Here is a 12,650-nt window from a genome sequence, read left to right on the forward strand (position 1 = left end):
CCCTTGATCCCCGCCGCATCCTTTTCAGGCAAGCGCGTTTCGCTCTTCGGGCTCGGTGGCTCGGGGATCGCGACGGCGCGCGCACTGATCGAGGGCGGCGCGGACGTGCTGGCTTGGGACGACAATCCCGAAAGCGTGGCCAAGGCAACGGCTGCCGGCATCGCAACCGCCGATCTCCGCGGCGCCGACTGGGCGAAATTCTCGGCCTTCGTGCTGTCGCCAGGTGTGCCGCTGACGCATCCCAAGCCGCATTGGACGGTGGAGCTGGCGCGCGGTTCGGGCGTCGAGATCATCGGCGACATCGAGCTTTTCTGCCGCGAGCGGATGCTGAGCGCGCCAAATTCGCCTTTCATCGCCATCACCGGCACCAACGGCAAGTCGACGACGACCGCGCTGACCGCGCATATCCTGAAAGCCGCGGGACGCGACACCCAGATGGGCGGCAATATCGGCCGCGCGGTAATGACGCTCGATCCACCCGAGCCCGATCGGCACTATGTGGTCGAATGCTCGTCCTACCAGATCGACCTCGCGCCCTCGATCAATCCGACGGCAGGCATCCTGCTTAACCTGACGCCCGATCATCTCGACCGCCACGGCACCATGCAGCACTACGCCGCGATCAAGGAGCGGCTGGTGGCCGGCAGCGAGACGGCGATCGTCGGCATCGACGATTCCTGGTGCGCGCAGATCGCCGAGCGGTTGGAGCGGGCGGGCCGGCCTGTCATCCGCATTTCCAAGCGCCTGCCGCTGACCGATGGCTATTTCGCCGATGGCAGCAATCTGATGGAAGCCGTGCACGGCCGTTACAGCCGTGTCGCCTTCCTCGAAGGCATCGGCTCGCTGCGTGGCCAGCACAATGCCCAGAACGCTCTGGCGGCGGTCGCCGCTTGCCTCAAGGTCGGGCTGGAGCTTGGCGAGATCCAGTCGGGGCTGGAAAGCTTTCCCGGCCTCGCGCACCGCATGGAGCAGGTCGGCCGCAAGGACCATGTGCTGTTCATCAACGATTCCAAGGCGACCAATGCCGATGCGGCGGCGCCGGCGCTGTCCAGCTTCGCGCGCATCTACTGGATCGCCGGCGGCCTGCCCAAGGAAGGCGGCATCGAACCCTTGCGCGGCTTCTTCCCGCGCATCGCCAAGGCCTATCTTATCGGCGAGGCGGCGCCGGCTTTTTCGGCGACGCTGGGCGAGGCAGTTCCCTACGAGATTTCAGGCACGCTGGCCGCGGCGGTCGAGCACGCCGCGCATGATGCGGCCAAGGACGACAGCGGTGAGGCGGTGGTGCTGCTGTCGCCGGCCTGCGCCAGCTTCGACCAGTTCAAGAATTTCGAAGTCCGCGGCGAAGCCTTCAGGCAAGCTGCGAATGCTATCGAGGGTGTGAAACCCATCGGAGGGGCACGATAATGCAGAGCCGTCTCGACAAAAGTCCGGTTGCGACCTGGTGGTGGACGATCGATCGCTGGTTCCTGGCGGCGTTCCTGTCGCTGATGGGGCTTGGCATCGTCTTGTCCTTCGCTGCCAGCCCGGCGGTGGCCGAACGCATCGGCCTCGACAGTTTCCACTTTGCCACCAGGCAGATCATCTTCACCGTGCCGGCGCTCGGCGTGATGCTGGCCGTTTCCTTCCTCGATTCCAGGCAGATCCGGCGCATGGCGCTGGTCATCCTGTGCCTGATGCTGGTGCTGATGGTGGCGGTGCTCTACATCGGCGTCGAGGTGAAGGGTGCGCGCCGCTGGGTGTCGCTTGCAGGCCTGTCGATCCAGCCGTCGGAATTCCTGAAGCCGGCCTTCGTCATCATGTGCGCCTGGCTGTTCGCCGAGCACAAGCGCCAGCCTGACATTCCGGGCAATCTGTTTGCCATGCTGCTGCTGGTGCTGGTCGTATCGCTGCTGGTGGCGCAACCCGACCTCGGCCAGACCATGCTGACGACCGGCACCTGGGGCATCATGTTCTTCATGGCCGGGCTGCCCTGGCTGTGGATCGTCGCGCTCGGCGCGGCCGGCGTCGGTGGCGTCTTTGCCGCCTATACGGTGTTCCCGCACGTTGCCTTGCGCATCGACAAGTTCCTCACCGGCGAGGGCGACACGTTCCAGGTCGACATGGGGCGCGAAGCGCTGATCAATGGCGGCTGGTTCGGTGTCGGGCCGGGCGAGGGCACAGTCAAGCGCGTCATTCCCGATAGCCATGCCGACTTCGTCTTCTCGGTCGCGGGCGAAGAGTTCGGGCTGATCATGTGCTTCTTCATCATGTCGATCTTCGCCTTCATCGTGCTGCGCGGCCTCAACACGGCGCTGAAGGAGCATGACGATTTCACCCGCTATGCGGTCGGCGGCCTCGTCACCGTGTTTGGCCTGCAAGCGGTCATCAACATGTGCGTCAATCTCCAGCTTGTGCCGGCCAAAGGTATGACGCTGCCGTTCATCTCCTATGGCGGCTCCTCGCAGATCGCCATCGCCATCTCGATGGGCATGGTGCTGGCGCTGACACGCAAGCGGCCGGAAAAGCGCAAGCAGATGGGCTTTGGCCTGTCGCAACGCGCCCTGCCGGCGGAGTGATATGGCCAGAGGCGTCATCCTTCTCGCGGCAGGCGGCACCGGTGGGCATCTTTTCCCGGCCGAAGCGCTGGCGCATGAGCTGAACGAGCGCGGCTGGTCAGTGCATCTGGCGACCGACGACCGTGCAGAGCGTTTCGCCGGCCATTTCCCGGCCGCAGCCGTCCATCCGATCCAGTCGGCGACGATGGGCTCGAAAAACCCCTTTGCCCTGCTTGGTGCCTTCTGGAAAATCTGGCGCGGCGTGCGCCAGGCTTCCGCCGTCATCGCCAGGATCAAGCCGGATGCGGTCGTCGGCTTTGGCGGCTATCCGACCTTGCCGCCGCTCTACGCGGCGACACGGCGCAAGGTGCCGACCCTGATCCATGAGCAGAACGCGGTGATGGGGCGCGCCAACCGGGCGCTGGCCGGCCGTGTCGATGCCATCGCCGGCGGCTTCCTGCCGCAGGACACCAGTGCTGCCGGGGTCAAGACGGTGACGACAGGCAATCCGGTCAGGCCGGCCGTGCTGGAAGCTGCCAGGACGAATTATGCGGCATCGACCGGGGAACAGCCGTTCCGCCTGCTGGTGTTCGGCGGCAGCCAGGGCGCTCAGTTCTTTTCCGATGCCGTGCCGGGGGCGATCGCGCTGCTTTCCGATGCTCAGCGCAAGCGGCTGGTCATTACCCAACAAGCTCGCGCCGATGATGTGGCGCGGGTCAAGGCGGCCTATGCGGCACTGGGCGTTGCTGCCGAGGTCTCACCCTTCTTCACCGACATGGCGCAGCGCATGGCGGCTGCGCACCTGGTGATCTCGCGCTCCGGCGCCTCGACCGTTTCGGAGATCGCCGTCATCGGCCGGCCGGCGCTGCTGGTGCCTTACCCCTACGCGCTCGACCACGACCAGGCGGCGAACGCGGCGGCCCTTGCCGCTGCCGGCGGCGGCGAAGTGCACCCGCAATCCTCGCTCTCGCCCGAACGCATCGCAGTGCTCCTCGGCGGGCTGATCGACCAGCCTGAGCGGCTTGTGGCGATGGCGGCGGGCGCGAAATCGGCCGGCCGGCCGAACGCGGCACGGTTGCTCGCTGATCTTACAGAGGCTATTGCGTCCAAAAAAACCATTTCGGATTTCAGGAAGGGGACGCAAGCATGAAGATGCCGCAGACCATCGGCCTTGTGCATTTCATCGGCATTGGCGGCATCGGCATGAGCGGCATTGCCGAAGTGCTGCACAATCTCGGCTACAAGGTGCAAGGGTCCGATCAGGCCGAAAGCGCCAATGTGCAGCGGCTGCGCGACAAGGGCATCGAATGCTTCGTCGGCCATAGGGCCGAGAATCTCGGCGATGCCGAGGTTGTCGTCGTCTCGACGGCGATCAAGAAATCCAACCCTGAGCTCAAGGCCGCGCGCGAAAAGCTGCTGCCGATCGTGCGCCGGGCCGAAATGCTGGCCGAGCTGATGCGCTTTCGCCAGGCGGTGGCGATCGGCGGCACGCATGGCAAGACGACCACGACCTCGATGGTGGCGACCTTGCTCGATGCCGGTGGGCTCGATCCGACCGTCATCAATGGCGGCATCATCAATGCCTACGGCACCAACGCGCGCATGGGCGACGGCGAATGGATGGTGGTCGAGGCCGACGAAAGCGACGGCACTTTCCTGAAACTGCCGGCCGAGATCGCGGTCGTCACCAACATCGATCCCGAGCATCTCGATCACTATGGCAGCTTCGACAAGGTGCGGGAGGCGTTCCGCCAGTTTGTCGAGAACGTGCCGTTCTACGGTTTTGGCGTGATGTGCACCGACCATCCCGAGGTGCAGGCGCTGGTCAGCCGCATCGAGGACCGCCGGGTCATCACCTATGGCGAGAATGCGCAGGCCGACGTGCGCTTTACCAATCACCGCATGGCAGGTGCCATTTCGGAATTCGACGTGGTGATCCGCGACCGCAAGACAGGCGGCCAGACTGTCATAGCAGGCCTGCGCCTGCCGATGCCCGGCCGCCACAACGTCTCCAACGCGACGGCAGCGATCGCGGTCGCGCATGAGCTCGGCCTGTCGGCCGAGGCGATCAAGAAGGGCCTGTCGTCCTTCGCCGGCGTCAAGCGCCGCTTCACCCATACCGGTTCGTGGGACGGCGTCGAAATATTCGACGATTACGGCCACCATCCGGTCGAGATCTCGGCGGTGCTGAAGGCGGCGCGCAGCGCCACCCAGGGTCGCGTCATCGCCATTGCCCAGCCGCATCGCTTCACCCGGCTGCATGATCTGTTCAACGAGTTTTCCACTTGCTTCAACGACGCCGACACAGTGATGGTGGCGCCGGTCTACGCGGCCGGCGAAGAGCCGATCGACGGCGTCAGCTCGGACGCGCTGGTGTCGCGCATCCGCGCCGGCGGCCATCGCGACGCGCGCTACATCGAGGGTCCGGCGGCGATCGCGCCCGTCATCCGTGATCTGGCCAAGCCGGGTGACTTCGTCGTCTTCCTGGGCGCCGGCAACATCACCCAATGGGCCTATGCGTTGCCCAAGGAGCTTGGCGGGACCGTCTCATGATGCACGGCCAGGCCCTGATCGACAGACTTGGCGACCGGCTTGCCGGCCTGCGCGGCCGCCTCACGCCGAACGCCGAGATGGACAAGATCACCTGGTTCCGTGCCGGGGGCCTGGCTGAAGCGTTGTTCCAGCCGGCTGATGAGGAGGATCTTGCGGTGTTCCTCAAAGCCGTTCCTGAAGAAATACCTCTTACCGTCGTTGGCGTCGGCTCGAACCTTTTGGTCCGCGACGGCGGCATCGAGGGCTTTGTCATCCGCCTTTCGGCCAAGGGCTTCGGCGAGGCCGAGGTGATTTCGCCGATCAGGATCAAGGCGGGAGCTGCGACCCCCGACAAGCGTGTCGCAGCGGTGGCGCTCGAGGCCGGCATTGGCGGCTTTCATTTCTACCACGGCATTCCGGGTGCAATCGGCGGTGCGCTGCGGATGAATGCCGGCGCCAATGGTGTCGAGACGCGCGAGCGCGTCGTCGAAGTGCGGGCGCTCGACCGCAAGGGCAATGTGCAGACGCTGAGCAATGCCGATATGGGATACGCCTATCGCCATTCAGCGGCGCCCTCCGGGCTGATCTTCACCTCGGCCGTGTTCGAAGGCTTTGCCGAGGAGAAAACGGCGATCAAGGCGGCGATGGAGGCCGTGCAGAACCATCGCGAGACCGTGCAGCCGATCCGCGAGAAGACCGGTGGCTCGACCTTCAAGAATCCGGAAGGCACGTCGGCCTGGAAGGAGATCGACAGAGCGGGCTGCCGCGGCCTGATGATCGGCGGGGCCCAGATGTCGCCGATGCATTGCAACTTCATGATCAACACGGGAACCGCGACCGGCTACGACCTTGAATATCTCGGCGAGACGGTGCGCACGCGGGTGCTGGAGAATTCCGGTATCCGGTTGCAATGGGAAATCAAGCGAATCGGCAATTTCCGGCCGGGGCATGCCGTGCAGGAGTTTCTCGGGCAGCTCCTTTAAGGTGCACTTTGGCGCGCGTTGAAGTTCATGTGATGCATGAACTTCAACGAGGCCGAAACGGTCCGCGACCGTTGCCGCAAAGACTCAACGACACGCTTTTCGCATCCATTTTCTCAGAAAGTGAATCTCTCGGAATCGTAAGCACTTGCCAGTGAATCAACTCTCTGATTCTCTGCTCGAAAGCGTTTCCTGATTTGAGTCGTTCGACGCGTTTTCAGCGTTTTCCGTCTGGGGGGCAACCTGCCGGGAGACTCTGACTCAATGTTGCGGAAAATCTGGTTTTGGTCCGCCGTGAGAGAGGGGATGCCGGGGAATGAAAAACAAGCATGTGGCCGTCCTGCTGGGTGGTTTTTCGTCCGAGCGGCCCGTGTCTCTTTCGTCGGGAAGGGCTTGTGCCGATGAGCTCGAGAAGGAAGGCTACCAGGTCACCCGTGTCGATGTCGGGCGCGATGTCGGCTCCGTGCTTGCCGAGCTCAAGCCGGATGTCGCCTTCAATGCGCTGCACGGCCCTTTTGGCGAGGACGGCACCATTCAGGGCATCCTTGAATATCTCGGCATTCCCTACACCCATTCTGGCGTGCTCGCCTCGGCTCTGGCCATGAACAAGGAGCAGGCCAAGCGGGTTGCCAAGTCGGTCGGCATCGTGGTCGCCGAATCGAAGGTCGCCAGCCGCTTTGCCATCCAGAACAAGCATCCGATGAAGCCGCCCTATGTGGTCAAGCCGGTCAATGAGGGTTCGAGCTTCGGTGTCGTCATCGTGCATGAGGGCCAGTCGCATCCGCCGCAGGTTCTTGGCTCGTCGGAGTGGAAATATGGCGATACCGTCATGGTCGAGCGCTACATCCACGGCAGGGAGCTGACCTGCGCGGTGATGGGCGATGTGGCGCTGGGGGTCTGCGAGATCATCCCGACCGGCCATTCCTTCTACGACTATGATTCAAAATATGTCGCCGGGGGATCAAAGCACGAATGCCCCGCAAAAGTTTCACCGAATATTTACCAAAAAATACAAACACTGGCGCTCAAGGCTCACCAAGCGATCGGCTGTCGAGGCGTTTCCCGTTCGGACTTCCGTTATGACGATCGTCATTCCGAAAACGGCGAGATTGTCTGGCTCGAGGTCAACACCCAGCCGGGTATGACGCCGACGTCTTTGGTGCCTGAAATCGCCGCCCAAGCCGGGCACTCGTTTGGCGATTTGTTGAGTTGGATGGTGGAGGACGCTTCGTGTCTGCGTTGAAATGGGGACAAGGTAGGGAGAGGGGCGCGGCCGGGCCGGCGCTGTTCGGCCTGTCATTGTCGTTGGACCATTTCGTACTGCCGCGCATGCTTCGCCGCCCGGTGCGCATTCTGGCGCGCCTGGGCGTTGGGGAATTCCAGGCGCCGCGCTTTTCCGCGGCCATGATGTCGGCCGTGCTGATTTTCTCGAGCAGTGCCTATGGTGCCTACCTTGGCGGTCACGTCGACGGTATCGTGCAGAGCATCACCGCCCGTACCGGCTTTGCCGTCGATCAGGTCAAGGTGGTCGGCAATCGCCAGACCTCGGAAATCGATATACTCGACAGGCTTGAACTTGATGGCTGGACGTCGCTGATCGGCTTTAATGCCGAGGCAGCGCGCGAACGGATCTCCGGCCTGCCGTGGATCGAGGTTGCGGCGGTGCGCAAGGTCTACCCGCATACGCTGGAAGTACGTGTCGAGGAGCGCGAGGCTTTCGCGCTCTGGCAGCAGGGCGACGAGCTTTCGGTCATCGAGAGGAATGGTGCCATGATCGCGCCGTTCTCGGGCGGCAAGCAGGTGCTTCTGCCGCTGCTGATCGGCGCCGGCGCGCCGGCGAGCGCGCCCGATTTCCTGGCCAAGGTCGAAAAATATCCCGAGCTCGCGAGCCGGATCAAAGGGTATATCCGCGTAGGCGAGCGGCGCTGGGACCTGAAGCTGGACAATGGCATCACCATCAAGCTTCCCGAGGATGACGAGGAACAGGCGCTCGCCGAACTCGTGAAGATGGATCATGACAGCGGCTTGCTGTCGCGCGACATCGCCGCCGTCGACATGCGCCTGACGGACCGGCTGGTCGTGCAGTTGACGGCGGAAGCGGCGACGCAGCGCGAAGCCGCCCTCAACGAGAAACCCAAGAGCCTGAAGCGCAAGCCGGAGACGAAGATATGAACTGGCTTGGCGGTCCTGGCGATGCCGCGTCGCGCCGGTCCGGCACCCTGACGGTGCTGGATGTCGGTTCGAGCAAGGTCTGCTGCATGGTGGCCAAGCTGAAGCCGTGCGATGACGGCAAGCTGCTGCGCGGCCGCTCGCACCGGATCCAGGTGATCGGCATCGGTCACCAGAAGTCGCAAGGCGTGAAGTCGGGTGTCATCGTCGATCTCGACCGCGCCGAGCACGCCATCCGCCTTTCCGTCGACGCGGCCGAGCGCATGGCCGGGCTGACGGTCGATTCTCTGATCGTCAACATGACGGCCGGCCGGCTCAAGAGCGAAGCCTTCTCCGCCACCATCAATCTTGGCGGCCATGAGGCCGACGAGGCCGACATCAAGCGCGTTCTCGGTGCTGGCGCCAAGCAGGCGCTGAAGGCCGAGCGCGAGGTGATCCATTCGCTTCCCGTCGGCTTCTCGCTGGATGCCGAACGCGGCGTGCGCGATCCGCGCGGCATGGTCGGTGACGCACTCGGCGTCGACATGCATGTGCTGACCGGCGACGCCGCGCCGATGCGCAATCTGGAGCTTTCCATCAACCGCTCGCATCTGTCGGTCGAGCGCATGGTGGCGACGCCCTATGCCAGCGGTTTGGCGGCCCTGGTCGACGACGAGCTGGAAATGGGTGCGGCCTGCATCGACATGGGCGGCGGCACGACAACGATTTCGGTGTTTTCGGAAGGCAAGTTCGTCCATGGCGACGCCATCGCCATCGGCGGCAACCACGTCACGCTGGACATGGCCAAGGGGCTGTCGACCTCGCTCGATGCCGCGGAACGGCTGAAGGTGATGCATGGCTCGGCGCTGCCGGGCAGCGCAGACGACCGCGACCTGGTCTCGGTCCAGCCGATCGGCGACGATGGCGACGTGCCCTTGCAGATCCCGCGCTCGGTGATGACGCGCATCGTGCGCGCCCGCATCGACGAGACGCTCGAACTGCTGCGCGACCGGCTCAACAGGTCCGGCTATGGCAATGCAGTGGGCAAGCGTGTGGTTCTTACCGGCGGTGCCAGCCAGCTTGCCGGCCTGCCGGAGGCGGCGCGCCGCATCCTGGGACGCAATGTGCGCATCGGCCGCCCGCTCGGCGTGGCCGGCCTGCCGGAAGCGGCGAAGGGGCCGGCCTTCTCGGCCGCGGTGGGGCTTCTGATCTATCCGCAGATGGCGAGCTTCGAGAGCCATCCTGCGAAAGGAATTTCCGGTCTCAAAATGACCGGAACGGGCGGAAAACTGCATCGCATGAGTCAGTGGTTGAGAGACAGTTTCTAAAATTGACGGGGACAGCCCCATAGGCGGCCGCGGCGGCGAAGCGGCGTGAAAGGCAAAGGACGGAGACAATGACCATCAATCTGCAGAAGCCGGACATCACCGAGCTTAAGCCGCGCATCACCGTGTTCGGTGTCGGCGGCGGCGGCGGCAATGCCGTCAACAACATGATCACCGCCGGTTTGCGCGGTGTCGAGTTCGTGGTGGCCAACACCGACGCGCAGGCGCTGACCATGTCGAAGGCGGGCCGCCTGATCCAGCTCGGCGCGCATGTCACCGAAGGCCTTGGCGCCGGCTCGCAGCCGGAAGTCGGCCGTGCGGCGGCGGAAGAGTGCATCGATGAAATCCTCGATCACCTGACCAACACCCATATGTGCTTCGTCACCGCCGGCATGGGCGGCGGCACCGGCACCGGTGCTGCTCCCGTCGTTGCCCGCGCGGCGCGCGAAAAGGGCATCCTCACCGTCGGCGTCGTCACCAAGCCGTTCCACTTCGAAGGCCAGCGCCGCATGAAGACCGCGGATTTCGGCATCGAGGAATTGCAGAAATGCGTCGATACGCTGATCGTCATCCCCAACCAGAACCTGTTCCGGCTGGCCAATGACAAGACCACCTTCGCCGACGCCTTCGCCATGGCCGACCAGGTGCTCTATTCCGGTGTCGCCTGCATCACCGACCTGATGGTCAAGGAAGGCCTGATCAATCTCGACTTCGCCGACGTCCGTTCCGTCATGCGCGAGATGGGCAAGGCGATGATGGGCACCGGCGAGGCTTCCGGAGAGGGCCGTGCGATGGCCGCCGCCGAAGCGGCGATCGCCAACCCGCTGCTCGACGAGACCTCGATGAAGGGCGCCAAGGGCCTGCTGATCTCGATCACCGGCGGCCGCGACCTGACGCTGTTCGAAGTCGACGAAGCCGCGACCCGTATCCGCGAGGAAGTCGACCAGGACGCCAACATCATCCTGGGCGCCACTTTCGACGAGGAACTCGAAGGCGTCATTCGCGTCTCGGTGGTTGCCACCGGCATCGACAAGTCGGCGGCTGAAATCGCCGCCGCGCCGATCTCGATCCGCACGGCGCCTCCGAAGCCGGCCAGCCGCCCGGCGGCTCAGATCGCGGAGGTTCGTCCGGCGCCTGTCCAGCAGGCGGCATACGAGCCACGCGCTGTCGACCCGGTCGCGGAAGCCATCCATCTGGCCGAAGCTAATGCCGCGGCCATGGCGCAGGCGCGCCCGGCCCCGGTCGCCCACGCTGAAGATTTCCGCCCGCAGAGCAAGATCTTCCAGGCACCGCCCGCCCAGCCGATGCCGCAGCCGGTGGTCCAGCAGATGCAGCCGGCCCCGCAGCCGCGCGAGATGCTGCGCGAAGCCCCGCAGCCGGTTGCGATGGCGCCGCAGCGTATGCCGCGCGTCGAGGACTTTCCGCCGGTCGTCAAGGCCGAGGTGGATGCCAAGAGCCGCCCGGTCGATCACGAGAACAACAGCGGACCGATGGGCCTGCTGAAGCGCCTGACCAATGGCCTGACCCGTCGCGAGGAGGAACCCGCACGACTGCAGCCGGCGCAGCCGCGCGAGCCCAAGCTGCGCCAGGCAGCGCCCGAAGTACGCCGTCTTGCCAGTCAGGATGCGCAGCTGTATGCGCCGCGCCGTGGCCAGCTCGATGATCAGGGCCGCCTGACGCCGCAGGTGAGGACGACTCAGGAAGACGATCAGCTGGAGATTCCGGCGTTCCTGCGCCGCCAGGCCAACTGATTGGTAAACGGACTGTAACATTTGTTAACAGGTAAGCGAGGAATCGCTTGCCTGTTAACGTTTTAAATGATGGGATTTCAACGACTTACCAATTCGCACTCATTCCATTTCGCGGTTACACAGAGTAAGAAACCGTGATTTGGAGTCTCCCTGACGGGACATTATCTTCGCTGCCTACCATCATCGGTTTGCCGGGATTTCGGGGGAAGTCGCCCTGCCAGCCGATTCACACAAGAGCCGCGCCCTCGGGCTGGAGAAGCGGACCTAGGCATTACGGGCTTATGGGGATTGTCTTGCACGACTATCAGACGACATTGAAGACGCGCGCGTCGCTTACCGGCACCGGCGTCCACAGCGGCAAGGAAGTGTCCATCAGCTTCGTGCCCGCGGATGCCGACACCGGCATCGTTTTCCAGCTTTTCAACGGTGCGGAGCAGGGCCGCGAGTTTCGTGCCCTGGTCTCGGAAGTCGGCGCTACCGACCTGTGCACCATGCTTGGTGATCCCGCTGGCGAGCACATCGCCACGGTCGAGCACATCATGGCGGCGCTGTTTGGGCTCGGCATCGATAATGTCGCTGTCGAGATCGATGGTTCCGAGGTTCCTATCTTCGATGGCAGCGCCATGGCGTTCGTCGAAGCCATCGATCAGGCGGGCATCGAGACGCTTTCGGTCAAGCGCCGCTATATCAGGGTCATCAAGCCGGTCCGCATCGAGAACGGCGCCTCGTGGGCGGAGTTTCGCCCCTATGACGGGACCCGTTTCGAGATCGAGATCGACTTCGAAAGTCCGGCGATCGGCCGTCAGCTGTTTGCCTCCGACCTCAATGCCGATATTTTCCGTCGCGACATCGCGCGCGCCCGCACCTTCGGCTTCATGAAGGATGTCGAGCGGCTGTGGGCTGCAGGCTATGCGCTCGGCTCCTCGCTGGAGAACTCGCTGGTCATCGGCGACGACAACCGCGTCATCAATATGGGCGGCCTGCGCTATCCCAACGAATTCGTGCGCCATAAAACGCTGGACGCCATGGGCGACCTGGCGCTGGCCGGCGCCCGCTTCATCGGCTGCTTCCGCTCCTATCGCGGCGGCCACAGGATGAATGCCGCGGCCCTGCGCCGTCTGCTCTCGGACCGCACGGCATTCGAAATCGTCGAGACGACACGCCGCGAGCGTGGCCGCAGCGCCGAGATGAACGCCGTCAATGCGCCACTCTACGCGCCCTGGATGATCTGATTTCCCGGGTTTTTCGGGTTCCATGGGCGATAGCGCATGTGGCAGGAATGCACCACTCGCCAGTGAAATTGCATTGACGTCCAAGCTGCGTCCGGCCGCCACAAAAATGTGCGATTGGCCGGAGATAGCGTTGTCGGGCAAGGCGGTT

The 12,650-nt window shown here is 64.1% G+C and carries 10 protein-coding genes; all 10 read left to right on the forward strand.

Features of this window, described 5'->3' with window-relative positions; translation table 11 throughout:
• Positions 1 to 3: 3 nt before the first annotated feature.
• Positions 4 to 1,404: a UDP-N-acetylmuramoyl-L-alanine--D-glutamate ligase gene (murD, locus tag NKH97_RS23640; protein WP_128303493.1), complete on the forward strand. Its 1,401-nt coding sequence runs from the start codon at positions 4 to 6 to the stop codon at positions 1,402 to 1,404.
• A complete protein-coding gene (gene ftsW / locus NKH97_RS23645; RefSeq protein WP_128303494.1) occupies positions 1,404 to 2,555 on the forward strand; it encodes a putative lipid II flippase FtsW in 1,152 nt (383 codons plus the stop codon). Before murD ends, ftsW begins: the two co-directional genes overlap by 1 nt.
• Position 2,556: 1 nt before the next feature.
• Complete coding sequence (murG, locus tag NKH97_RS23650) at positions 2,557 to 3,684, forward strand: undecaprenyldiphospho-muramoylpentapeptide beta-N-acetylglucosaminyltransferase (RefSeq protein WP_128303495.1); 1,128 nt, start codon at positions 2,557 to 2,559, stop codon at positions 3,682 to 3,684.
• A complete protein-coding gene (murC, locus tag NKH97_RS23655; protein ID WP_023813140.1) occupies positions 3,681 to 5,087 on the forward strand; it encodes a UDP-N-acetylmuramate--L-alanine ligase in 1,407 nt (468 codons plus the stop codon). Before murG ends, murC begins: the two co-directional genes overlap by 4 nt.
• Positions 5,084 to 6,049, forward strand: coding sequence for a UDP-N-acetylmuramate dehydrogenase (gene murB, locus NKH97_RS23660; RefSeq protein WP_031213597.1), 966 nt, complete (start codon positions 5,084 to 5,086; stop codon positions 6,047 to 6,049). Before murC ends, murB begins: the two co-directional genes overlap by 4 nt.
• Before the next feature lie 313 nt (positions 6,050 to 6,362).
• The gene (locus NKH97_RS23665) at positions 6,363 to 7,289 is read left to right on the forward strand and encodes a D-alanine--D-alanine ligase (protein ID WP_352442238.1); all 927 of its coding nucleotides are present in this window, start codon (positions 6,363 to 6,365) and stop codon (positions 7,287 to 7,289) included.
• A complete protein-coding gene (locus NKH97_RS23670) occupies positions 7,277 to 8,218 on the forward strand; it encodes a cell division protein FtsQ/DivIB (RefSeq protein WP_352442239.1) in 942 nt (313 codons plus the stop codon). Before NKH97_RS23665 ends, NKH97_RS23670 begins: the two co-directional genes overlap by 13 nt.
• Entirely contained in the window at positions 8,215 to 9,522 is a 1,308-nt protein-coding gene (gene ftsA / locus NKH97_RS23675; protein ID WP_352442240.1) for a cell division protein FtsA, read from the forward strand. Before NKH97_RS23670 ends, ftsA begins: the two co-directional genes overlap by 4 nt.
• Before the next feature lie 68 nt (positions 9,523 to 9,590).
• Positions 9,591 to 11,270, forward strand: a complete 1,680-nt coding sequence (gene ftsZ, locus NKH97_RS23680) for a cell division protein FtsZ (protein WP_352442241.1) — start codon at positions 9,591 to 9,593, stop codon at positions 11,268 to 11,270.
• Between the two features lie 281 nt (positions 11,271 to 11,551).
• Positions 11,552 to 12,502 carry a UDP-3-O-acyl-N-acetylglucosamine deacetylase gene (lpxC, locus tag NKH97_RS23685; protein ID WP_023813134.1) on the forward strand — a complete coding sequence of 317 codons (951 nt, stop codon included), beginning with the start codon at positions 11,552 to 11,554 and terminating at the stop codon, positions 12,500 to 12,502.
• Positions 12,503 to 12,650: the final 148 nt, after the last annotated feature.

Origin of the sequence: Mesorhizobium sp. M0870 (genome assembly GCF_040319775.1) — a bacterium.
GTDB lineage: Bacteria > Pseudomonadota > Alphaproteobacteria > Rhizobiales > Rhizobiaceae > Mesorhizobium.

Excerpts from the sequence above, each read along its gene's own strand:
- NKH97_RS23665 (WP_352442238.1), top strand. The coding sequence starts at position 6,363 with ATGAAAAACAAGCATGTGGCCGTCCTGCTGGGTGGTTTTTCGTCCGAG.
- murG (WP_128303495.1), top strand. The coding sequence starts at position 2,557 with ATGGCCAGAGGCGTCATCCTTCTCGCGGCAGGCGGCACCGGTGGGCAT.
- ftsA (WP_352442240.1), top strand. The coding sequence starts at position 8,215 with ATGAACTGGCTTGGCGGTCCTGGCGATGCCGCGTCGCGCCGGTCCGGC.
- lpxC (WP_023813134.1), top strand. The coding sequence starts at position 11,552 with ATGGGGATTGTCTTGCACGACTATCAGACGACATTGAAGACGCGCGCG.
- murB (WP_031213597.1), top strand. The coding sequence starts at position 5,084 with ATGATGCACGGCCAGGCCCTGATCGACAGACTTGGCGACCGGCTTGCC.
- murC (WP_023813140.1), top strand. The coding sequence starts at position 3,681 with ATGAAGATGCCGCAGACCATCGGCCTTGTGCATTTCATCGGCATTGGC.
- ftsW (WP_128303494.1), top strand. The coding sequence starts at position 1,404 with ATGCAGAGCCGTCTCGACAAAAGTCCGGTTGCGACCTGGTGGTGGACG.
- ftsZ (WP_352442241.1), top strand. The coding sequence starts at position 9,591 with ATGACCATCAATCTGCAGAAGCCGGACATCACCGAGCTTAAGCCGCGC.